This window comes from Mesorhizobium sp. ArgA1, from assembly GCF_053714375.1.
Map to the genome: position 1 here is coordinate 285,906 of NZ_JBSKBQ010000005.1, position 20,361 is coordinate 306,266.

24 protein-coding genes and 1 tRNA gene are annotated in these 20,361 nt (G+C 65.2%); 18 read left to right on the forward strand and 7 right to left on the reverse strand.

The annotated features are described in order from the left end of the window. Position 1 precedes the first annotated feature (1 nt). From ACWGTI_RS15590 to ACWGTI_RS15600, 3 genes are read left to right on the forward strand one after another with little or no spacing between them, the layout of a single operon-like run. Positions 2-634, forward strand: a complete 633-nt coding sequence (locus ACWGTI_RS15590) for a precorrin-8X methylmutase (protein WP_454587924.1) — start codon at positions 2-4, stop codon at positions 632-634. Next, positions 631-1,410: a precorrin-2 C(20)-methyltransferase gene (locus tag ACWGTI_RS15595; protein ID WP_454587925.1), complete on the forward strand. Its 780-nt coding sequence runs from the start codon at positions 631-633 to the stop codon at positions 1,408-1,410. Before ACWGTI_RS15590 ends, ACWGTI_RS15595 begins: the two co-directional genes overlap by 4 nt. Beyond that, entirely contained in the window at positions 1,407-2,171 is a 765-nt protein-coding gene (locus tag ACWGTI_RS15600) for a precorrin-3B C(17)-methyltransferase (RefSeq protein ID WP_454587926.1), read from the forward strand. Before ACWGTI_RS15595 ends, ACWGTI_RS15600 begins: the two co-directional genes overlap by 4 nt. Here the strand turns inward: ACWGTI_RS15600 and ACWGTI_RS15605 are convergent. Beyond that, positions 2,135-2,902: a cobalt-precorrin-6A reductase gene (locus ACWGTI_RS15605; RefSeq protein WP_454587927.1), complete on the reverse strand. Its 768-nt coding sequence runs from the start codon at positions 2,900-2,902 to the stop codon at positions 2,135-2,137. The two genes, ACWGTI_RS15600 and ACWGTI_RS15605, sit on opposite strands and share 37 nt — an antisense overlap. A gap of 1 nt (position 2,903) precedes the next feature. Between ACWGTI_RS15605 and cbiE the strand changes: the two genes are divergently transcribed. Genes cbiE through cobT form a run of 7 tightly spaced genes read left to right on the forward strand, consistent with a single transcriptional unit; the run spans position 2,904 to position 9,195 of the window. Continuing rightward, on the forward strand, positions 2,904-4,133 hold the full coding sequence (gene cbiE, locus ACWGTI_RS15610) for a precorrin-6y C5,15-methyltransferase (decarboxylating) subunit CbiE (protein ID WP_454587928.1): 1,230 nt from the start codon (positions 2,904-2,906) through the stop codon (positions 4,131-4,133). Beyond that, entirely contained in the window at positions 4,130-4,516 is a 387-nt protein-coding gene (locus ACWGTI_RS15615; protein ID WP_454587929.1) for a cobalamin biosynthesis protein, read from the forward strand. The genes cbiE and ACWGTI_RS15615 overlap by 4 nt, the downstream gene beginning before the upstream one ends. Then, a complete protein-coding gene (cobM, locus tag ACWGTI_RS15620) occupies positions 4,513-5,277 on the forward strand; it encodes a precorrin-4 C(11)-methyltransferase (RefSeq protein WP_454587930.1) in 765 nt (254 codons plus the stop codon). The genes ACWGTI_RS15615 and cobM overlap by 4 nt, the downstream gene beginning before the upstream one ends. Then, complete coding sequence (gene cobA, locus ACWGTI_RS15625) at positions 5,274-6,086, forward strand: uroporphyrinogen-III C-methyltransferase (protein ID WP_454587931.1); 813 nt, start codon at positions 5,274-5,276, stop codon at positions 6,084-6,086. Before cobM ends, cobA begins: the two co-directional genes overlap by 4 nt. Then, positions 6,083-7,396: a cobyrinate a,c-diamide synthase gene (locus ACWGTI_RS15630; protein WP_454587932.1), complete on the forward strand. Its 1,314-nt coding sequence runs from the start codon at positions 6,083-6,085 to the stop codon at positions 7,394-7,396. The genes cobA and ACWGTI_RS15630 overlap by 4 nt, the downstream gene beginning before the upstream one ends. Beyond that, the gene (locus ACWGTI_RS15635; protein WP_454587933.1) at positions 7,393-8,160 is read left to right on the forward strand and encodes an adenosylcobinamide-GDP ribazoletransferase; all 768 of its coding nucleotides are present in this window, start codon (positions 7,393-7,395) and stop codon (positions 8,158-8,160) included. The genes ACWGTI_RS15630 and ACWGTI_RS15635 overlap by 4 nt, the downstream gene beginning before the upstream one ends. A 24-nt stretch (positions 8,161-8,184) precedes the next feature. Continuing rightward, positions 8,185-9,195: a nicotinate-nucleotide--dimethylbenzimidazole phosphoribosyltransferase gene (cobT, locus tag ACWGTI_RS15640; protein WP_454587934.1), complete on the forward strand. Its 1,011-nt coding sequence runs from the start codon at positions 8,185-8,187 to the stop codon at positions 9,193-9,195. A gap of 412 nt (positions 9,196-9,607) precedes the next feature. Here cobT and ACWGTI_RS15645 read toward each other — a convergent pair whose 3' ends face one another. Next, on the reverse strand, positions 9,608-9,820 hold the full coding sequence (locus tag ACWGTI_RS15645; RefSeq protein WP_454587935.1) for a hypothetical protein: 213 nt from the start codon (positions 9,818-9,820) through the stop codon (positions 9,608-9,610). 443 nt (positions 9,821-10,263) lie between these two features. Here ACWGTI_RS15645 and ACWGTI_RS15650 point away from each other — a divergent pair, with 443 nt between their 5' ends. Beyond that, positions 10,264-10,578 carry a hypothetical protein gene (locus tag ACWGTI_RS15650; RefSeq protein ID WP_454587936.1) on the forward strand — a complete coding sequence of 105 codons (315 nt, stop codon included), beginning with the start codon at positions 10,264-10,266 and terminating at the stop codon, positions 10,576-10,578. A gap of 199 nt (positions 10,579-10,777) precedes the next feature. Here ACWGTI_RS15650 and ACWGTI_RS15655 read toward each other — a convergent pair. Further along, positions 10,778-10,853: transfer RNA gene (locus ACWGTI_RS15655), tRNA-Lys, on the reverse strand. 106 nt (positions 10,854-10,959) lie between these two features. Then, a complete protein-coding gene (locus tag ACWGTI_RS15660) occupies positions 10,960-11,868 on the reverse strand; it encodes a PhzF family phenazine biosynthesis protein (RefSeq protein ID WP_454587937.1) in 909 nt (302 codons plus the stop codon). Between the two features lie 113 nt (positions 11,869-11,981). Here ACWGTI_RS15660 and ACWGTI_RS15665 point away from each other — a divergent pair, with 113 nt between their 5' ends. The 4 genes from ACWGTI_RS15665 to ACWGTI_RS15680 all read left to right on the forward strand — a co-directional run bounded on the left by ACWGTI_RS15665 (position 11,982) and on the right by ACWGTI_RS15680 (position 15,537). Next, entirely contained in the window at positions 11,982-13,268 is a 1,287-nt protein-coding gene (locus ACWGTI_RS15665) for an efflux RND transporter periplasmic adaptor subunit (protein WP_454587938.1), read from the forward strand. 4 nt (positions 13,269-13,272) lie between these two features. After that, positions 13,273-13,983 (forward strand): ABC transporter ATP-binding protein, encoded by a 711-nt coding sequence (locus ACWGTI_RS15670; protein WP_454587939.1) that lies wholly within the window; start codon positions 13,273-13,275, stop codon positions 13,981-13,983. Next, complete coding sequence (locus tag ACWGTI_RS15675; RefSeq protein ID WP_454587940.1) at positions 13,980-15,197, forward strand: ABC transporter permease; 1,218 nt, start codon at positions 13,980-13,982, stop codon at positions 15,195-15,197. Before ACWGTI_RS15670 ends, ACWGTI_RS15675 begins: the two co-directional genes overlap by 4 nt. Positions 15,198-15,294: 97 nt before the next feature. Then, on the forward strand, positions 15,295-15,537 hold the full coding sequence (locus ACWGTI_RS15680) for a hypothetical protein (RefSeq protein WP_454587941.1): 243 nt from the start codon (positions 15,295-15,297) through the stop codon (positions 15,535-15,537). A gap of 19 nt (positions 15,538-15,556) precedes the next feature. Here the strand turns inward: ACWGTI_RS15680 and ACWGTI_RS15685 are convergent, their stop codons facing one another. Further along, positions 15,557-16,033, reverse strand: coding sequence for an Lrp/AsnC family transcriptional regulator (locus ACWGTI_RS15685; protein ID WP_454587942.1), 477 nt, complete (start codon positions 16,031-16,033; stop codon positions 15,557-15,559). Between the two features lie 146 nt (positions 16,034-16,179). Here ACWGTI_RS15685 and ACWGTI_RS15690 point away from each other — a divergent pair, with 146 nt between their 5' ends. Next, positions 16,180-17,283 carry a 1-aminocyclopropane-1-carboxylate deaminase gene (locus ACWGTI_RS15690; RefSeq protein ID WP_454587943.1) on the forward strand — a complete coding sequence of 368 codons (1,104 nt, stop codon included), beginning with the start codon at positions 16,180-16,182 and terminating at the stop codon, positions 17,281-17,283. Here the strand turns inward: ACWGTI_RS15690 and ACWGTI_RS15695 are convergent, their stop codons facing one another. After that, the gene (locus ACWGTI_RS15695) at positions 17,284-18,009 is read right to left on the reverse strand and encodes a hypothetical protein (RefSeq protein WP_454587944.1); all 726 of its coding nucleotides are present in this window, start codon (positions 18,007-18,009) and stop codon (positions 17,284-17,286) included. 2 nt (positions 18,010-18,011) lie between these two features. Beyond that, on the reverse strand, positions 18,012-19,124 hold the full coding sequence (locus ACWGTI_RS15700) for an endonuclease/exonuclease/phosphatase family protein (RefSeq protein ID WP_454587945.1): 1,113 nt from the start codon (positions 19,122-19,124) through the stop codon (positions 18,012-18,014). A 167-nt stretch (positions 19,125-19,291) separates the two neighbouring features. Here ACWGTI_RS15700 and ACWGTI_RS15705 point away from each other — a divergent pair, with 167 nt between their 5' ends. Further along, positions 19,292-19,855: a BA14K family protein gene (locus tag ACWGTI_RS15705; RefSeq protein ID WP_454587946.1), complete on the forward strand. Its 564-nt coding sequence runs from the start codon at positions 19,292-19,294 to the stop codon at positions 19,853-19,855. A 170-nt stretch (positions 19,856-20,025) separates the two neighbouring features. After that, a complete protein-coding gene (locus ACWGTI_RS15710) occupies positions 20,026-20,310 on the forward strand; it encodes a PilZ domain-containing protein (RefSeq protein WP_454577602.1) in 285 nt (94 codons plus the stop codon). The last annotated feature ends 51 nt before the right edge of the window (positions 20,311-20,361 follow it).

Sequence of the window (20,361 nt, forward strand, 5' to 3'; positions counted from 1 at the left end):
CATGGCCGCCTACGACTATATCCATGACGGCAACGCGATCTACGAGCGCTCCTTCGCCATCATCCGCGCCGAGGCGGACCTGTCGCGCTTTTCGGACGCCGAAGCCGATGTCGCCATCCGCATGATCCATGCCTGCGGCCAGGTCGAGGCCGCCAGCCATTTCGTTTTCTCCAGCGATTTCGTTGCCGCCGCCCGCGCCGCTTTGGCAGCAGGCGCGCCGGTCTTCTGCGACGCCGAAATGGTTTCCCACGGCGTCACCCGCGCCCGGCTGTCGGCCGGCAATGAGGTGATTTGCACGCTGCGCGACGCACGCACGCACGACATCGCCAGGAAGATCGGCAACACCCGCTCGGCCGCCGCGATCGACCTCTGGGGCGAGCGCATGGCCGGTTCGATCGTCGCCATCGGCAATGCGCCGACGGCACTGTTCTATCTCCTGGAAAAACTGCGCGACGGCGCACCTAAACCCGCAGCCATTATCGGCATGCCGGTGGGTTTCGTCGGCGCGGCCGAATCCAAGGATGCGCTGGCTGAGAATTCCTATGGCGTGCCTTACGCCATCGTGCGCGGCAGGCTTGGCGGCAGCGCCGTGACCGCCGCCGCGCTCAATTCGCTGGCGAGGCCCGGCCTGTGAACGCGCTTGTCCAAGAAGGGTCGGCCAAAGGCCGCCTCGTCGGCGTCGGCACCGGTCCCGGCGACCCGGAACTGTTGACGCTGAAGGCCGCGCGCGTCCTGGCTGAGGCCGATGTCGTGGCGTATTTCGCCAAGCGCGGCAACAACAGCAACGCCCGCGCCATCGTCGAGGCGCGCTTTCGTGCCGACATGCTGGAACTGCCGCTGCTCTATCCCGTCACCACCGAGATCGACAAGGATCACGACGACTACCGCTCGCAGATCACCGATTTCTACGAGCAGTCCGCCGAGAAGGTCGCCGAGCACCTCGAAGCCGGCCGGATGGTCGCCGTGCTGTCGGAAGGCGACCCGCTGTTCTACGGCTCCTACATGCACCTGCATGTGCGCCTCGCGCACCGCTACCCGACTGAAGTGATCCCCGGCGTCACCGCAATGTCCGGCTGCTGGTCGCAGACCGGTGTGCCGATCGTTCAGGGCGACGATGTGCTGACCGTGCTGCCCGGCACGATGAGCGAGTTCGAGCTGACTCGCCGTCTCGCCGACACCGATGCTGCCGTCATCATGAAGGTCGGCCGCAACCTGCCCAAGATCAGGCGGGCGCTGGAGGCAACCGGCAAACTCGCCCGCGCCGTCTATGTCGAGCGCGGCACCATGGCCGGCAGCGTCTCGATGAAGCTCGCCGACAAGCCTGACGACAAGGCGCCCTATTTCGCCATCGTGCTGGTCGCCGGCTGGTCCGGCCGGCCTGGCGTTATGGGAATGGGAGCCAAGCCATGAGCGGCCGCATTACCGTCATCGGCCTCGGGCCCGGCAATGCCGATCAGGTGACGCCGCAGGCCAGCCGCGCCGTGGCGGAAGCAAAGTTCTTCTATGGCTACAAGCCCTATCTCGACCGGCTGGACCTGCGCCCGGACCAGACCCGCGTCGCCTCCGACAATCGCGAGGAACTCGCCCGCTCCAGGGACGCGCTGGCAAAGGCCGCCGAGGGCCATGACGTCGCCGTCGTCTCCGGCGGCGATCCCGGCGTGTTCGCCATGGCGGCTGCCGTCTGCGAGGCCATCGAGGCCGGGCCGGCCGAATGGGGCGCCGTCGATGTCGCCGTCGTGCCCGGCGTCACCGCCATGCTTGCGGTTGCCGCCCGGATCGGCGCGCCGCTCGGCCATGATTTCTGCGCCATCTCGCTGTCGGACAATCTCAAACCTTGGGACCTGATCGAACTGCGCCTCTTGGCGGCGGCCGGCGCCGGCTTCGTCATCGCGCTCTACAACCCGATCAGCAAGGCGCGACCGTGGCAGCTTGGCCGCGCCTTCGAATGCCTCACCGCGATCCTGCCCGGCACCACGCCGGTGATCTTCGGCCGCGCCGCCGGCAGGCCGGATGAGCGTATCGAGGTGTTTCTGCTGGCCGATGTCGAGGCCGAAAAGGCCGATATGGCGACCTGCATCATTATCGGTTCGCCGGAAACCAGGATCATCAAGCGTGGCGACAAGCCGGCGCTGGTCTACACGCCGCGTTCCGCGACAGGGTCGACAACATGATCGACCAGCGCGGCGAGCTCATCGACGGTTTCGGCGGAAGGCACGCCCGGCAGGACGGGCCTGCGTATCATGACCACCTCGATGCCAAGCGCCCGTGCCGCCGCAATCTTGCCGTAGGTCGCTTCGCCGCCGCTGTTCTTGGACACGACGACATCGATGCGATGGCTTTCGAGCAGCACGCGTTCATCCGCCTCGTGGAACGGCCCGCGCGCCAAAAGGTAAGTCGCATCCGGCACCGCCAGTTTCGGTTCGACCGGATCGACGCTGCGGATGAGATAGTGATGTTGAGGCGCCGCCTCGAAAGCCGCAACCTCCTGCCGGCCGAGAGCCAGGAACGCACGGCGCGGCGCCGGCCCAAGCGCCTGTGCGGCGTCGCTGACCGTGTCGGCCAGCGTCCAGCGATCGCTTGCGGCCGGATCCCAGCCGGGGCGGCGCAGGGCAACGATCGGTACGCCGGCAATGCGCGCGGCTTGCGCCGCATTGGCCGAAATGCGCGCGGCATAGGGATGCGTGACGTCGATCAGCAGGTCGATGCCAGTCTCCCCGAGATAGGCGACCAGCCCGTCGACGCCGCCAAACCCGCCGCTGCGCACCGGCACGCCTTGCGCGACCGGGCTTTCGGTACGGCCGGCCAGCGACAGGGTAATAGACAGATCGCTCCGCGCGGCCAGCTTTCCCGCCAGTTGCCGGGCTTCGCTGGTGCCGCCGAGGATCAGAATGCGGTGGGTCATCATGCCTGCTAAGGGTCCGCGCGACGCCAGATGGCTCTCCATCGTCGGCATTGGCGAGGACGGTTTAGCGGGTCTCGGCGACGAGGCCAAGCGGCTGATCGCAGAGGCCGAGATCATCTTCGGCGGCAAGCGGCATCTGGCACTGGTCGCTTCGCTCGCCAAGGGCGAGCCGCGTTCCTGGCCGGTTCCCTTCGATCCGGGCATGGCGAACGTGCTGGCGCTCGCCGGCCGGCGCGTCTGCGTGCTCGCCTCCGGCGACCCGTTCTTCCATGGCGTCGGCGCCACCCTGGCCCGCAAGGTGAAGCCTGAGCAGATGCATGTCATCCCTGCACCCTCGGCCATTTCGCTGGCGGCGGCGCGGCTTGGCTGGCCCTTGCAGGATATCGAGACCGTCTCGCTGCATGGCCGGCCGCTCGACCTGATCCGGCCATTGCTGCAGCCCAATGCGCGCATCCTGGCGCTGACATCGGACGGCGACGCGCCCGCAGCGATCGCGCGCCTGCTCACTGAGCTCGATTTCGGCGCTTCGCGGCTGACGGTCCTTGAAGCGCTCGGCGGGCCAAACGAGAAGCAGCGCTCGGCTCGTGCCGACGCTTTCGATCTTGGAGATATCAATCCGCTCAACGTGCTGGCGCTCGAACTTGAATCGACACCGGAAGCGCGCATCCTGGCGCTGACCGTTGGCCGCGCCGATCATCTGTTCGAGCATGATGGCCAGATCACCAAGCACGATATCCGCGCCATGACGCTTGCAGCTTTGGCACCGCGGCGTGGCGAATTGCTGTGGGATATCGGTGCCGGTTCCGGCTCCATCGGCATCGAATGGATGCTCGCTCATCCCTCGATGCGCACCGTCGCCATCGAGGCCAACAGCGACCGCGCCGCACGCATCGCCCGCAACGCCGCGCATTGCGGCGTGCCCGGTCTTGTCGTGGTGGAAGGGTCGGCACCCAAGGCGCTTCACAAGCTGGAGACGCCGGACGCTATCTTCATCGGCGGTGGCGGCAGTGACATCGGCGTGCTGAATGCCGCCATCAAGGCGCTGCCATCCGGCGGCCGTCTCGTCGCCAATGCGGTGACGCTGGAGATGGAGGCGCTGCTTCTGGCCCAGCACACAAAGCGTGGCGGCGATCTCACCCGCATCACCATTTCCCGCGCTTCCCCTGTCGGCTCGATGCAGGCCTGGCGGCCGGCCATGCCGGTCACCCAATGGAGCTGGGTGAAGCCATGATGGTCGCGGGCATCGGCAGCCGGAAGGGTGTGAGCGTTGAAGATGTGCTCGCCGCTATCGAAACCGCTGTTGAAGCGCACGGCCTGACGATGACGGCGCTGTCCGCACTGGCCACAGCCGCGCCCAAGAAGGATGAAGAAGCGATCGCCGCCGCCGCCCGCACGCTCAATCTTCCGGTCATCATCGTCGATGACGCAGCCCTTCAGTCCGCGTCGCCGGCAGTGCTCAGCCATTCCGATCTCTCGCAAGAACGCGCCGGCACGCCATCGGTCTCCGAAGCCTCCGCCCTTGCCGTCGCCGGCGCCGGTGCAAAACTGCTCGGGCCCCGCACGGTGCTCGGCCCGGTCACCTGCGCCATCGCCATCAGCGGAGACGCGCCATGACCGTCCATTTCATCGGCGCCGGTCCAGGTGCCGCAGACCTCATCACGCTGCGCGGCGCGCGACTGCTGGCAAGCTGCCCGGTCTGCCTGCATGCCGGCTCGATCGTCGCGCCCGAATTGCTGCAGCACTGCACGCCGGGAACGAAACTGATCGACACCGCGCCGATGTCGCTCGACGAGATCGAGGCTGAATATGTGGCCGCCCACAAGGCCGGCCACGATGTCGCCCGCCTGCATTCCGGCGACCTGTCGGTGTGGAGTGCGGTGGCCGAGCAGATCCGCCGGCTGGAAAGGCACGGCATCCCTTACACGCTGACGCCCGGCGTCCCCTCCTTCGCCGCCGCTGCCGCAGCGCTGCGCCGCGAACTGACCATTCCTGAGGTGGCGCAAAGCCTGGTGCTGACCCGCGTCTCCGGCCGCGCCTCGAAAATGCCGCCCGGCGAAACGCTGGCCGGCTTTGGCCGCACCGGCGCTACGCTCGCCATACATCTCGCCATCCACGCCATCGACCGTGTCGTCGCCGAATTGACGCCGCATTATGGCGGCGATTGCCCGGTGGCCATTGTCTTTCGCGCCTCGTGGCCGGATGAGCGCGTGCTGACCGGCACGCTGGCCACCATCGAGGCGCTGCTTGCCGCCGACCCGATGGAGCGCACGGCGATCATCTTCGTCGGCCGCTCGCTGGCAGCGGAAGGGTTTGGCGAGAGTTCATTGTACGACGCCCATTACCAGCGGCGTTTTCGCGGACGGGACGGATTGTGAGCGGCAATACCAAGGATAACGGCGCCACGCTCGACCAGGCGCTCGCCCGGCTCAACTTCAAGCCGCGCGTGCTGGAGCCCGGCCATGTCTGGCTGGCCGGCGCCGGCCCCGGCGATCCCGGCTGCCTGACGCTGGAAGTGCTGGCCGCACTCGGCCAATGCGATGCCCTCGTCTATGATGCGCTCGTCTCGCCGGGTGTCGTGGCCGTTGCGGAGAATGCCGAGTTGTTCTTCGCGGGAAAACGCGGCGGCAAGCCGTCAATGAAGCAGGACGACATCACCGCCCTCCTGGTACGGCTGGCGCGCGAAGGCCGCCGGGTCGTGAGGCTGAAGGGCGGCGATCCCTATATTTTCGGCCGTGGCGGCGAAGAAGCACTGGCGCTGGCGCGCGAAACCATCCCGTTCCGCGTGCTGCCCGGCCTGACATCGGGCCTGAGTGCGCTGGCCGCCACCGGCATCCCGGCTACCATGCGCGGCATCAACAAGGCGGTCATCCTGGCGACCGGACACGCCGCCGGCACCGATGACGATCTCGACTGGGCGGCAATCGCCCGCACCGGCCAGCCTGTGGTCATCTATATGGGCATGGCCAATCTGCCCGTGATCGCCGCGTCGATGCTAGAAGGCGGGCTGGCGCCATCGACGCCGGCGGCGGTCATCGTTTCGGCGACAACGCCGCAGGAGCGCATTGTCACCGCCACGCTTGCCACTATCGCCGAGGCTGCCGCCGCTGCCGGGCTCGCCTCGCCGGCATTGATTGTCGTTGGCGGCATCGTCGCCATGCGCGCGGCACTGGCGGGCGATCAATGACCCGCGCCATCATCATCGGCGCGCCGCGCTCCGGTTCGGGCAAGACCAGCGTCACCATCGGCATTTTGCGCGCTCTCGCCCGGCGCGGCATCAGAGTGCGTGGCGCCAAATCCGGTCCAGACTATATCGATCCCGGCTTTCACACTGCGGCGACCGGCCTGTCCGGCGTCAATCTCGACAGCTGGGCAATGTCGCCCGATCTGCTCAATGCGTTGGCGGGGAACGCCACCGAGGATGCCGATTTCATTTTCCTCGAAAGCGCCATGGGCCTGTTCGACGGCATACCGGCCGCACAAGGCCGCACCGGCTCGGCCGCCGATCTGGCACGGCTCTACCACCTGCCGGTGCTTTTGGTGCTCGATGTCTCCGGCCAGTCGACGACGGCGGCGGCTGTGGCCAAGGGTTTTGCCACTTACGATTCCGATGTGCGCATAGCCGGCGTAGTGCTCAACCGCCTCGGCAGCGAACGTCACCGCAAGCTGTGCAGCGAAGCCATCCAAGCACTCGGTCTGCCGGTCGTCGGCTCGATCTTGCGCGATCCCGCGCTCAATCTGCCGGAGCGCCATCTCGGCCTCGTCCAGGCCGGCGAATATGCCGACCTGATGGCGCATCTTGATCGTCTCGCCGACATGGTCGAAAAATCGCTCGACCTCGACGCCATCATGGCGCTGGCCGCGCCGTTTGCGCCTGAAGCGGGCAGTTTCGGTGACGCCTTGCCACCGCCCGGCCACCGCATTGCGCTGGCGGAAGACGCCGCCTTCACCTTCCTGTATCCGCATGTCGCCGCCCATTGGCGCCAGGCCGGCGCGGAGATCGTGCCGTTCTCCCCACTCGCCGACGAGGCGCCGGCGCAGGATTGCGATGTCTGCTGGCTGCCCGGCGGTTATCCCGAGCTTCACGCCGGGCGCCTCGCGGCGGCAACGAATTTCCGCACTGGCATGGCAAGGTTTGCCGAGGCAAAACCCATCCATGGCGAGTGCGGCGGGTTCATGGTGCTGGGCGAAGCGCTGGAGGACGCGTCTGGCGAGACGCACGCCATGCTCGGCCTGCTCGGACATTCCACCAGCTTCGCCAAGCGCAAGATGAACCTCGGCTACCGCGAGGCGCGGCTGCGAGCCGCCTGTCCGCTGGGGGCGCTGGGCGCGCTGATCCGCGGCCACGAATTCCACTATGCGCAGATGGCTGCCACCGGCAATGACGAGCCGCTCGCCGACCTTGCGGACGGCCAGGGCAATCCGCTCGGCGCTTCCGGCTACCGGCGCGGCCATGTCAGCGGCACCTTTTTCCATGCCATTGCGAGGTGCGGATGAGCACAGTTCCCTCACCCCGGCAGGCGCTCGACGACACCGCGCTCTGCCTCGTCTTCTTCACACGGCTGCCGCTGCCGGTCTTCGACTTTCGCGGCCGCAGCCTTGCCGATGCGATCTGGGCCGCGCCAATCGCTGGCCTCGCCGTGGCGCTGGTTGGCGCCGTTGTCTACGCCATCGGTGTAAAGCTCGGCCTTGCCGCAGGTCCGGCGGCCGCACTTGCCCTTGCCGCAACGCTGCTCGCCACCGGCTGCCTGCATGAGGACGGGCTGTCGGATGTCGCCGACGGCTTTGGCGGCGGCAAGACCCGCGATAAAAAACTGGAGATCATGCGCGACAGCCGAATCGGCGCCTATGGCGCTTCGGCCCTTGGCCTGTCGCTGCTCATCCGCTGGAGCGCGTTGTCGCAGATAGCCAATCCAACCAGCGTGCTGTTTGCGCTGATTGCCGCCCATGCCGCCTCGCGCGGCCTGCTGGGCGCGTTCATGCATCTGGCGGCGCCGGCGCGCCATGACGGCCTGTCTGCCGGCGCCGGCGATATCTCCCTGCAAACCGCAGTGCTCGGCGCCGCCATCGGCGCCGTCGCCCTGCTGGCTCTGGGCCTCGGCGGCGGACTTGCCGCGCTCATCCTGCTTGCCCTCGTCTTCAGCGCCTTTCGCGCGCTTTGCCTCAACCAGATCGGCGGCCAGACCGGCGATACGATCGGCGCCCTGCAGCAGCTTGGCGAGATCACCGTCCTGCTCGTCGCTTCCGTTTCCCTTTCCTGAATCATCTTTGGAGATCCTGCCCCCATGCCCTTCAAATCGCTCGATGAACTGCGCGCAGCCTGCCTCGATTTGCCCACAGGCAGCGACGCCGCGGCCAATGCCGTCGCCCGCCGTCAGGACACGCTGACCAAGCCGCAAGGCAGCCTTGGCCGGCTGGAGACCATCGCCGCCTGGCTGGCGCGCTGGCAGGGCCGCGACATGCCGAAGCTGGACCGCGTCAAAGTCTTCGTCTTCGCTGGCAACCATGGCGTGACCGCGCAGGGCGTATCGGCCTTCCCGTCTGAGGTGACCGTGCAGATGGTGGCGAATTTCGCCGGCGGCGGTGCTGCCATCAACCAGCTTGCCCGCATCGCGGGTGCGGAACTCGACGTCATCCCGCTCGACCTCGACCATCCGACCGGTGACTTCACGCAGACCCTGGCGATGGACGAAAAGACCTTCCTTACAGCCGTCTCGGCCGGCTACGACGCTGTGACCGGCGATATCGACCTCGTCTGCTTCGGCGAGATGGGCATCGGCAACACCACCCCGGCGGCCGCCATTTCAACCGCTCTGTTCGGCGGCGGCGCGGAAAAATGGACGGGCAGAGGCACCGGCGTCGACGATGCCGGGCTGAAGCGCAAGGTCACCGCAATAGAAGCCGGCCTCGAGCGCCATGCCGCCGCACTGTCCGATCCACTGAAGATCGCAGCCGCCCTTGGCGGCCGCGAACTCGCCGCCATCTTCGGCGCCACACTCGCCGCGCGCCGCAACAATGTGCCTGTGCTGCTCGACGGCTTCGTCTGCACCGCTGCCGCAGCGCCCCTGGCACGGCTGCACCCAAGCGGCCTCGCCCACACCATTGCCGCCCACGTTTCGGCCGAATCCGGCCACCGCCGCCTGCTCGAAGCGCTCGGCCTGCCGCCGCTGCTCGATCTCGGCATGCGGCTCGGCGAAGGCTCCGGCGCCTGCCTCGCTGTCAACATCGTGCGCTCGGCGCTGGAATGCCATACCAGGATGGCGAGCTTTGCCGAGGCCGGAGTTTCGGAGAACTAGACACCGCTCAGCGCAACCAGATCTGGGCCGCCCCGTTTTGTCAGTGTGGCTCGGAGATAACCGCAACGGCTACCCCCCAGCACTATCGAAACCTTGAACGCGGGAGGTTCGCGCCTCGTCGGGACGAACTTCATGACAAGGCGTCGGCATCATGACTCGGAACCGTTGTCGAACAGTTCGCGAACAGTCTCTTACTACGGAGACGGAGACGGAGACGGAGACGGAGACGGAGACGGAGACGGAGACGGAGACGGTTACACGAGACAGAGAAGAGACCGTCACCGACACTTTTTACCGAAAAGGAGATTTTAGACCGCCAAAATCGCGAAACGTCGAGAACGTCACCAACGCCGCAAGAGGGCTTCGGAGGAAAGAGGTGCCAAGAACCAACGTCGGTGCTCTTGCTCCTGCGTCACAGCCCCAAAGTCCAGCTTTCCGGCAAGGCTTCCCTGACCATCTGGGCCTGCTCAACTTTGACAGCTTCGATCAACTCGGCCGCAGCCGACAGGACAAGGTCTGCCGAGCGGTCGACCTCATCAAGGCGCCGCATAATCCGAAAGCGAAGACGCACAAGTCGATGAAGCTCGGAACGCCTGTCTCCAATGGTCAGAGATTCAAAACGCATAACAGCAACTCAAAACTCGGTGGTGCTGACATTAAGCGTCGCTCAGATCGGTTGCCCCAGCGAGATCGCCATAGGGCGAACCGACTTCAACCTTTGACGTACCTGCTCCTCACCGGCTTCGCCATCGTCCCAGCTGCTACTGCCAGCTGGCTTCCATGATGAGCGCGCCAATGAATTGGCCCGGCGGCTACGGCTTCTGGGCCTTTTTGTGAGCCGGCGCCTGCTTTACAATGATGCTTACACGAACGATTTCTGAGGAGGCGCCCGGCCCCAGCCTGGTTGCAGGGCGGCTTCTGCGATGCGTCTTATATTAGAAAGAAACGATATATTAACGGCTGTGACGCACCCTCCACATCACGGGGACGGGAAACCACCTCCCTCATCGACGTTACAACGCGCGCCCTGGAGCGCCGGAAAACGCTCGACCAATGCGGAGCAAACGCATGAGTGTCGTCGGAGCAGCTCTCGAACAATTGCTGCGGTTGATTCATCGCCGAGCCCTTAAAATAGCGGCGTTTCCCGAGGATGAAAGGGATACACACTACGATCTCATCCGCCTGTCATGTTGCGCAGCCGCCGAGCACATTGGGCAAAGTCCTGATGAGGCAGCCATCACGGCAAACGATATGGTTCAGTTTGTTCGCGCACTGGTCGGAATCATTGAGGTGGGCGGCGGATCAGACCAAGAGCGAAGCGCCGATCGGCCGGCGCCGACGCGACATTTTGGTAGCCGTGAGAATAGCACTACGCGCATCTAGGGATTGCGACGCAAATCGGCCGGCCGGGATCAGCGGCCGGTGTTCTTCACCTGCATTCCTGACTATGCCGGTATCGACCGGCGACGAACGGGCGGAACACCTTGGCCGGCTTCGTGCCCGAAAACGTGCCCAAATGGCTTTTCGGACAACCGAACGTTTCGGCTCCGAAATAATATCCCACTGAATTCCTTGAGGAATTTGGTGGGTGCGCACAGGATTGAACTGTGGACCCGCTGATTAAGAGTCAGCTGCTCTACCAACTGAGCTACGCACCCACTCGACCGGCAAAACCGGTGTTGGCGGGCATATAGCCGCCGATACCGGTCCTGTCCAGCCCTGCCGGAATCATTTCCCGACAAAACGCCGAAGTGCCGCAGATGCTCAAACGAACAGCTTGCCTTCCGCCACCTTCACCGCATGGCCGCCTATGCGCGCGGAGGCCAGTTTTCCGGCCTCGACAGTGAGCTCGAGCCGGATGCGCGACGGCCTGCCCATCTCCAGCCCCTGCTCGATCCACAGCTGCGAAATGCCGTCGGTCGGCCCGTCGAAATGCATGATGGCGCCGGCAAAGGCGGCTGCAGCAGAACCCGTTGCCGGGTCTTCGTAGGATGGCGTGCCCGGCACGATCATGCGGACATGGAAAGCGCTGTCATGGTTCACCGTCTGGCGGCAATAGACATACGGGCTGGCAAAAGCCCATTCGCTCTTGCGCGGTGCCAGTTCCGACCAGGCCTGGTTGTCCAGCTTGATCCGGCCCACCACCTCCAGGTTGGCGACGGGAATGGTGACGTAGGGCACGCCGGCGGACCAGAACGATACCAGGTGATTCTCGAAGCCGATTTCGTGCGGCGCCAGGCCAAGGGCAGCACCAATCGCATGCGGGTCGGCCTCCAGCTTCAACGGCTCCGGCAACTTGGCCAGGTCGAACTCGGCAAAGGTGGCGCCATCATGCTTGCTCACCGCGCAGCGCACCGGGCCGATATTCTCCTCCAGCACGAAGATTCCGGCGTCGCCCTCGCCTGCCAGTTCGGCCAGCGCAATCGCCGCGCCGACGGTCGGGTGACCGGCAAACGGCATTTCATAGTCGGGCGTGAAGATGCGGATACGGTTGCGATGTTTTGGATCGTCCGGCGGCAGCACGAAAACCGATTCGGACAGGTTGAACTCGCGGGCGATGGCCTGCATCGCTGATGTATCCAGCCCCTTGCTGTCGAGCACGACAGCCAGCGGATTGCCGGCCAGCCGTTCGGTCGTGAACACATCGTAGAGCAAGTAATTGCGCGTCTGCATCTTGGAAAACCTTCCGCCTCAATCCGAACATGGCCGAAATTTAATTTGATATTCGAACCACCAAGCCTGATCTGTGCACATATAGGGACATTGCGCTTTCATAGGGGTCCGGCGTGGACCAGCTTGTCAATCTGCCAAAGACGGAATCGGATTCCGCCATCGAGGTGGCACTGGGGCTCGACCAAAATGGCGTGCGCAAGAACCGCCGCCGCTTCTGGCTTTACGCGCTGCTGGCGCTGATCGCCTTTGCCGGCGGCCTCGCCGGCTACCAATGGTATGCCGGCGCTCCCGCCAAGATCGACTACACCACCACGCCGGCCACAATTGCCGACCTCACCGTCGCGGTGTCGGCGACCGGCACGCTGCAGCCCCTCACCCAGGTCGACATCTCAAGCGAACTGTCCGGCATCATCCGTTCGGTCTCGGCCGAAGAGAACCAGCAGGTCAAGAAGGGCGACGTGCTGGCGACGCTCGACACGGTGAAACTCGAGGTCCAGATCGAACGCGCCGAAGCCTCCGCCAAGGCGGCTGCGGCAGCCGTCGAGACCGCCAAGGTGACACTGCAGGAAAACGAAAGCGCCCTGACCCGCGCGGCAGCCCTCACCAAACGCGGCATGGCGACCGACCAGTCGCTCGAAGCCGCAACCGCCACGCGCGACCGCGCCAGGGCGGCGCTCGACAGCGCGCAAGCCAATCTCGCCATCGCTGAGGCCGACCTCAAGGCGCAGCAGACCGACCTTGCCAAGAGCACCATCTATGCGCCGATCGACGGCATCGTGCTGACCCGCTCGGTCGACCCCGGCCAGACGGTCGCCTCCTCGCTGCAGGCGCCGGTGCTGTTCATCATCGCCGCCGATTTGAGGAACATGGAGCTGGTGGCGGCGGTCGACGAGGCCGATATAGGCGCGGTCAGACCCGGCCAGCATGCGCGCTTCACCGTCGATGCCTTTCCGGAGCGGCCGTTCGACGCCGAGATCCGCGACATCTCGTATGCCTCCGTCACCACAGATGGCGTCGTCACCTACAATGCGCGGCTCGAGGTCGACAACAATGAGCTGCTGCTGCGGCCGGGCATGACCGCCACGGTTTCGGTCGTCACCAGGCAGGCCAAAAGCGTGCTCACCGTACCCTCCACCGCCTTCCGCTACCGGCCGGCGCAGCAGGCGGCCCGCGGCTGGAGCCTGAGCGACCTGTTCACCGGCCGCATGGGCCGCCCCAATCGGCAGCGCGACGCGGCGAAGGCGCCCACCGACGGCTCGCGCATGCTCTACGTGCTGGAGAATGGCCGGCCGCATCCGGTCAACGTCAAGATCGGCTCCACCGACGGCGAGTCGACCGAGATCACGTTCGGCCTCGACGAAGGCGCAGAGGTTATCACCGCCTCGCAGCTGCGGAGCTGACGCCGTGGCCGCGGGCGCGACCCTCATCGGCTTCGACACGGTCTGGAAGAGTTATGGCCAGGGCGAAGCCAAGGTGCATGCGCTGGCCGGCGTCGACCTCGCCATCCGGCGCGGCGAATTCGTCGCAATCATGGGTCCGTCGGGTTCTGGCAAATCGACGGCGATGAATATCATCGGCTGCCTCGACACGCCGACCGCCGGCACCTACTCCTTCATGGGCATCGATGCCGGCAGGCTCGACCGCAACCGCCGCGCCCTTCTGCGCAATCTCTATATCGGCTTCGTCTTCCAGGGCTACAATCTGCTGCCGCGCACCACGGCGGCGGAGAATGTCGAGCTGCCGCTGATCTATCGCGGCGCTCCGGCCCGCGAGCGCCGCGACCTCGCCATGCAGGCCCTGGCCGAGGTCGGCCTTGTCGGCCGCGAGCACCACACGCCGGCCGAACTCTCCGGCGGCCAGCAGCAGCGCGTGGCGATCGCGCGCGCCATCGTCACCCGGCCGACGCTTCTCGTCGCCGACGAGCCGACCGGCAATCTCGACACCGCCCGCACGCATGAGATCATGGAGCTGTTGACGCGGCTGAACCGCGAGCTTGGCCTGACCATCGCCATGGTCACCCACGAGGCCGACGTCGCTGATTATGCCGAACGCACTATCCGCTTCCTCGACGGCCACGTGGCTTCCGATTCCAAGGATCTCGAGGTAGCCCAATGATCTGGGAAACCGTCCGCCTCTCGCTACGCTCCATCCGCCGCAATGTGCTGCGCTCGTTCCTGACGCTGCTCGGCATCGTCATCGGCGTCGCCGCCGTCATCGCCATGCTGACCATCGGCTCGGGCACCACGGCCAAGGTCAAATCCGACATCGCCAAGCTCGGCTCCAACCTGCTCGTCGTCCGTTCCGGCCGCCCGGCAGGCATGGGCGGACCGGGCGGGCTCGACCAGGCAGTGCGGCCGCTGGCCGACAAGGATGTTGCCGCACTCGTCGCCCATCTGGCCGGGGCGCGCGCCATTGCGCCGGCCTCGCAAAAACAGGTGCGTGTCATCTTCGGCACCGAGAGCCTGACCTCGGGCGTCACCGGCACCGACAGCGCCTATCTCGACGCGCGCGACTGGAAGCTGGTTTCAGGACGGCCGTTCTCGGATTCGGAGACACGCTCCGGCACCGGCGTCTGCCTGATCGGCGAGACGGTGCGCCAGCAATTCTTCGGCGCCGGCGATCCCGAGGGCGAGATCATCCGCGTCAACCGCACCTCGTGCAAGATCATCGGCCTACTCGAACCCAAGGGCTATACCGGCTTCGGCCAGGACCAGGACAATGTCGTCCTGATGCCGCTCGCCGCCTATCAGCGCCGCATCGCCGGCAACCGCGACATCGACAACATCTATGTCGCTGCCGATGACCGCACGCCGACCACCGAACTGCAGCCGCGCCTCGAGGACATCTTGCGCGATACAAGGCGCATCACGCCCGACCGCGAAGACGATTTCTCGATCCGCGACATGACCCAGATCGCCGACGCCATGGCCAGCGCCACCACCACCATGACCGGCATGCTGGGCGCAGTCGCCGGTGTCAGCCTGCTGGTCGGCGGCATCGGCATCATGAACATCATGTTGGTGTCGGTCACCGAGCGCACCCGCGAGATCGGCATCAGGCTGGCCATCGGCGCGCATGAAAAGCACATCCTCATCCAGTTCCTGGTCGAGGCGACGGTGCTGTCGCTGCTCGGCGGCATCATCGGCATCCTGATCGGCCTGGCGCTGGCCGGCCTCGCCTCGGCGACGCTGGCCATACCGTTTGCGCCGAGCCCGGCGGTCATCCTGCTTGCCGTCGGCTTTTCGGCGCTGATCGGCATGGTGTTCGGCTTCTTCCCGGCGCTGCGCGGCGCCAGGCTCGACCCGATCGACGCGCTGCGGCACGAGTAAATTGCTATCCACAACTTGGGTGCCTGCTGACGCTGACAACACTGTCATCGTCCGGTCTGCGATGCTAGGGCAAAGCATTTCTGGTCGAGGAGTGGCAATGAGCAAGAAAGCACGACTGATCCTGGCGATGGTCATCATCGAAGGCGCCCTTGCCAGCATCTGGTGGTATCTGGCCCGCTACGGCATGGCCAATCCTGATCGCGTCACAGCCGATTTTCAGGGCGTAGTCGGCCAGACGATGGGGACCGCGATGGGCGGGTTGCTTGGTCTCGGCGTCATCCTGTTTGTCGCCGCAGCCCGCAGCGACCGCAAGGCGGCGCAGCAAAAGACGCCACGCTGACTTAGCGCTTTGAGACCTGTCAGAACGGCAGTCTCGCATTCTCCTTGACCTCCTTCATGACGAAGAAGGTGCGGGTTTGCCGAACGCCCGGCAGCGCGATCAGTTTCTGCCCATGCAGCTTGTTGAAATCGGCCATGTCCCGGACCCTGATCTTCAGGAGATAGTCGAAGTCGCCGGCCACCAGATTGCAGTCCAGCACCTCCTTGAGTTCGAGCACGGCCTCTTCGAAAGCCGCGAAGCTTTCCGGTGTCGAACGGTCGAGCACGACGCCGACCATGACCAGCGCGCCAAGGCCGACCGCAACCGGTGCGATCTCCGCCCTCACCCCGGTGATGTAGCCCTCTTCAAACAGGCGCTGCGTGCGCCGATGGCATGTGGCGGCGCTGACATTGACGCGGGCCGCCAGTTCCGCATTTGTCAGCCGCCCCTCAGCCTGGAGCGCGCGCAGGATTTTCATGTCGATGCGGTCAAGGGCCGGCGTGGAAGCTTCTTCCATTTCGATGATCCTTCATGGATGATCTGGGCAATCGGATCGCCCATCTGTGAAGCATGCAAGAATCGTTGGCGCAAGTTCGAGAGCACCTTTCGCATAATTGCGCCTATCTTCCGCCGATCGAAAACGATCACGGCGGAGACAGATCGATGTCACTCCTCGCAAAATTCGAACGTTATCCCCTGACCTTCGGCACGACGCCGATCGAGCATCTGCCGCGGCTGAGCGCGGCGCTGGGCGGAAAGGTGCAGGTCTACGCCAAGCGCGACGACTGCAATTCCGGGCTTGCCATGGGCGGCAACAAATTGCGCAAGCTCGAATATATCGTCCCGGACGCCATTGCCTCCGGCGCCGACACGCTGGTGTCGATCGGCGGCGTCCAGTCGAACCATACGCGCATGGTGGCCGCGACCGCCGCCAAGATCGGCATGAAGTGCGTGGTGATCCAGGAGAAATGGGTGCCCCACTACGACTCGGTTTACGATCGGGTCGGAAACATCCTGATGACGCGGCTGATGGGCGCGGACAGCCGGCTGGTCGATGACGGCTTCGACATCGGCATCCGCAAGAGCTGGGAGGACGCCATCCAGTCGGTGAAGGACGCCGGCGGCATGCCCTACCCGATTCCCGCCGGCGCCTCGGTGCACAAATTCGGCGGGCTGGGCTATGTCGGCTTCGCCGAGGAGGTGGCGAGCCAGGAAGCCGAGCTCGGCTTCACCTTCGACTACATCATTGTCTGCGTGGTGACCGGATCGACGCAGGCCGGCATGATCGTCGGCTTCGCCGCGCAAGACCGCGCCGACCGGGTGATCGGCATCGACGCCTCCGGTACGCTCGACCAGACCCGCGCCCAGGTACGCCGCATCGTCGACGACACCGCCGCCCTCGTCGGGCTCGGCCGCACCGTGCGCGACGACGAGATCGTCATCAATCCCGACTATGCCTATCCGGCCTATGGCGTCCCCTCGGATGAGACCAACGATGCAATCCGGCTGGCAGCCCGCACCGAGGCGATGATCACCGATCCGGTCTATGAGGGAAAGTCGATGCAGGGACTGATCGACCTGACCCGCAAAGGTTTCTTCCCCGAGGGGTCGAGAATTCTCTACGCGCATCTCGGCGGCGCGCCGGCGATCAACGGCTACAGCTACTACTACAAGGACGACGGCGCCCCGACCCGGCCGCAACCGGCAGCAAGTTCGGAACCTCGGGAAAGCGCGTCACAGGAGACGCTGCCGCCGCTCTTCCCCTGATCAGGGGTCCTCACCGCTGCGGGCAAAATGCCACTCGACCAGGGGCTTCATATGCGGCGCCAGCCCCTCCGGCAGGTCCGCGGCATGGCGGATGATCACCGGTCCTTCGATCTCCGGGTCGGCCTCGGTGGCGACGAAGGCGCTGATGCGCCGCGCAATCTCACTGGCCGGCTCATCGACGTGGTAGCGGCGGAAGAGAACCGTGCCGGTCGAAGTCGACAGCGCGTGGTAGTGCCTGCCGCGCGCAGCTGTCGTCAGGTCAAGCCCGGTCTCCTCGCGCACTTCGCGGATCATGTTCAAATCGACATCGACGCGGCCGTCGCGAAAATCGATTGGCTCGAACGAGCCGGCGGCGAAATAGACGCGACCAGCCATGGCCGTGTGAGGCCCCATGCGGATCGCCACCAGCGCATTGTCGCCGGCGACCAGCATGGCGTGGCCATAGGCATGCTCGGCCCCGCTCCCTTGCCGGTTCTGTCGCCACAACATGAAGGTCGAGTACTTTACCGCGTGACAGCGCCCGACCAGACGGTTGTCGCGCCAGGCGAGCGCCGAGAGCAGCACCACGGTGCCGTCGAACAGTGCCGGCTTGGCAGCGATTTCCCGGCGCCAGTTCTCCTCGATCGCCAGCTGATTGTCGCGCTCGAACGCATGCGGGCCTGGGTCGAGGCGCACGTCGATTTCGTCGACCGGCAGGATGACGTTGCGCGGCAGGTCGAAGCTCACGTTCAGGCCATGTCCAGCGTGATCGCCACCGGACAATGGTCTGAGGCTTTCGGCCGGTCCCAGCCGGCGCGCGGAAAACGCTCCACCGCCTGGCCAGCCGGAAAGATGGTGCGCCAGGGCTGGCCGTTGCGGATGATGTCGGGAACCGCCGTCGCATTCTTTGCCGCCAACCCCTTCGACAACAGGATGTAGTCGAGCTGGCACAGATGCCGCTCCTTCGGCCCGCGCGTGTGATAGAAGCTCCAGCGGTCCATCTCCGGCCGGCGCTCGACGACGTTCTCGCAAAAGCCGCCAGCGGTCAGCACGTTGATGCAGGACTGGCTCTCGTCGATCACCTGGAAGCGGTAGCCGTCGACGGCGTCGCCCTCGATCTTCACCCTCTGCCGGTAGTCGTTCATGTCGCCGCAGATCGCCCATCGCTTGTCGGCCGCGTGATCCTTGCTGAAGCGCTCCTCGATGATGTGTCGTACGGCCTGCGCCTCGGCGATGCGCATCGGCATCGTCGCTTCGCGCCCGTCGAGCCCGTTGCGCGGCGAGCCCATCGATTTGAAATGTACGAGATAGAGCGTCAGCGGCACACCGCCGACCTTGAGGTCGATCTCCAGGCAGTCGCGCCGGAATATCCGATCATTGGCCTGGTTTCCGAGTGCCTCCAGCTCCGGCGTGAACAGGCCGAACTGCTCGAAGGTGACATAGGCATGGCTGGTCATGCGCACGAATTCGATCGGCTGCCCCTGCGCCGTCTCGTTGCGCATCATCACGGCAACGTCGATACCGCGCGAATCATTGCCGGCGGTGGTGTATTTCTGCCGGTAGCCCTCGCCCACCATCTTGAAGAGATAGCCATATTCGAAGGCCTTCAGGGCCTCGATGTTGTCGACCTCCTGCATACAGATGATGTCCGCGCGCGTGGCGGCTATCGCCAGCGCCGTCAGCTGGCGCGTATCGTCGGACTGCGCGATCGCACGCGCCTGCTCCAGCATCCTGTATTCGGCCTCGCTCTGAATGTCGAAAAGCGCCAGCGTGCGGTCTTCGTTGAGCTGGTTGCGGTAGCCGGAGAAATCGAACCTGTTCATCAGGTTTTCGACATTGAAGGTGGCGAGGCGCAGCGACATGGCCGTGACCTTTGCCTGCAAGCGGTGTCGAAAACAAGGGTCTCGCCCTTGCTCGCCACGGTTGATGGAACCTTTCTGTTCATCCTCCGTTCAGATGGAAAGTTCCATCAATAGGCCTCTTCCCTGGGGTATTCTGGGCGTGGGGCCTGTATCTCTTGGAGAGTGCAATGAACTCGCTCTTTTCTTCCACGGTCAAATCCGGGCTGATAGCGCTCGGGATCGTCTCGGGTCTCACGGCGCCGTCCGCCGCCGGCCCGATCCTGCAGCCAGACCTGTCGATTCCGTCAAGCACCGCAGCCCCGACGATCACGCCGGTTCGCGACGAATGGGCGGGCGGCAATGACCGCCGCTCCTTCAACGATTGGCAGTGGCGTCGCCACGACGGCCGTCGCTATGCCCGGTCGGGCAACTGGAACAACGACAACTGGAATGGCGACGACAACTGGCGCTGGCGCCATCATCGCCATCGTCACAGCCGCGATTTTGATACCGGCGCCGCCGCGGTTCTCGGCCTGGGTCTCGGCCTCGGCCTCGGCAGCATCTACAACAACGGCTATTACAACAACGGCTACTACGTGCAGCCGGCGCCCCGGCGCTATTATCGTACGCAGCGTCTTTCCAGCGCCCATGTCCAGTGGTGCTACGACCGCTACCGGTCTTACCGGTCCTGGGACAACACGTTCCAGCCCTATAATGGCCCGCGCCAGCAATGCTGGTCGCCCTATAGCTGAGTTGTAAGCGACAATGCATGACGGCGCCGCCCATCGCGGCGCCGTTCCGTTTTTGGGCGAGAGCGTTGGATCTCTTGCCGCTAACCACCTGTTTATCGGCTCGGTCTATCCATGATACGGTGCCCCCATCTGACGACCGCGCCCAATCCGGCAGCGAAGGACGTGCCTTCATGGCCGACAACGAACTGAGAAACAAATACCGGCAGCGCGTGCTGAAAGGCGCGACGATCCTGACCGGCCTCAACAATTCCGAGGTCACATGCACGGTGCGCAACATGCATGCCGGCGGCGCCGAGCTGAAGGTGCCGATCGACGCGCGCGTGCCGGACGAATTCCTGCTCTACGTGCCGGTCGACGGCATCGGCTACAAGTCCATCGTGCGCTGGCGCAGAGAAGACCGGATCGGCGTCGAGTTCATCGGCACCGAACCGAAGCCGCACTGGCACTATGGCTGAGCGTTTTACCGCTGATCGATAACAGGCGTGAAAAAGCCGGCGGATCGCTCC

Coding starts and splice junctions, on each gene's coding strand:
- ACWGTI_RS15590 (WP_454587924.1), top strand. CDS start 2: ATGGCCGCCTACGACTATATCCATGACGGCAACGCGATCTACGAGCGC.
- ACWGTI_RS15600 (WP_454587926.1), top strand. CDS start 1,407: ATGAGCGGCCGCATTACCGTCATCGGCCTCGGGCCCGGCAATGCCGAT.
- ACWGTI_RS15605 (WP_454587927.1), bottom strand. CDS start 2,902: ATGACCCACCGCATTCTGATCCTCGGCGGCACCAGCGAAGCCCGGCAA.
- cbiE (WP_454587928.1), top strand. CDS start 2,904: ATGCCTGCTAAGGGTCCGCGCGACGCCAGATGGCTCTCCATCGTCGGC.
- ACWGTI_RS15615 (WP_454587929.1), top strand. CDS start 4,130: ATGATGGTCGCGGGCATCGGCAGCCGGAAGGGTGTGAGCGTTGAAGAT.
- cobM (WP_454587930.1), top strand. CDS start 4,513: ATGACCGTCCATTTCATCGGCGCCGGTCCAGGTGCCGCAGACCTCATC.
- ACWGTI_RS15630 (WP_454587932.1), top strand. CDS start 6,083: ATGACCCGCGCCATCATCATCGGCGCGCCGCGCTCCGGTTCGGGCAAG.
- ACWGTI_RS15635 (WP_454587933.1), top strand. CDS start 7,393: ATGAGCACAGTTCCCTCACCCCGGCAGGCGCTCGACGACACCGCGCTC.
- cobT (WP_454587934.1), top strand. CDS start 8,185: ATGCCCTTCAAATCGCTCGATGAACTGCGCGCAGCCTGCCTCGATTTG.
- ACWGTI_RS15645 (WP_454587935.1), bottom strand. CDS start 9,820: ATGCGTTTTGAATCTCTGACCATTGGAGACAGGCGTTCCGAGCTTCAT.
- ACWGTI_RS15650 (WP_454587936.1), top strand. CDS start 10,264: ATGAGTGTCGTCGGAGCAGCTCTCGAACAATTGCTGCGGTTGATTCAT.
- ACWGTI_RS15660 (WP_454587937.1), bottom strand. CDS start 11,868: ATGCAGACGCGCAATTACTTGCTCTACGATGTGTTCACGACCGAACGG.
- ACWGTI_RS15675 (WP_454587940.1), top strand. CDS start 13,980: ATGATCTGGGAAACCGTCCGCCTCTCGCTACGCTCCATCCGCCGCAAT.
- ACWGTI_RS15680 (WP_454587941.1), top strand. CDS start 15,295: ATGAGCAAGAAAGCACGACTGATCCTGGCGATGGTCATCATCGAAGGC.
- ACWGTI_RS15685 (WP_454587942.1), bottom strand. CDS start 16,033: ATGGAAGAAGCTTCCACGCCGGCCCTTGACCGCATCGACATGAAAATC.
- ACWGTI_RS15690 (WP_454587943.1), top strand. CDS start 16,180: ATGTCACTCCTCGCAAAATTCGAACGTTATCCCCTGACCTTCGGCACG.
- ACWGTI_RS15700 (WP_454587945.1), bottom strand. CDS start 19,124: ATGTCGCTGCGCCTCGCCACCTTCAATGTCGAAAACCTGATGAACAGG.
- ACWGTI_RS15705 (WP_454587946.1), top strand. CDS start 19,292: ATGAACTCGCTCTTTTCTTCCACGGTCAAATCCGGGCTGATAGCGCTC.
- ACWGTI_RS15710 (WP_454577602.1), top strand. CDS start 20,026: ATGGCCGACAACGAACTGAGAAACAAATACCGGCAGCGCGTGCTGAAA.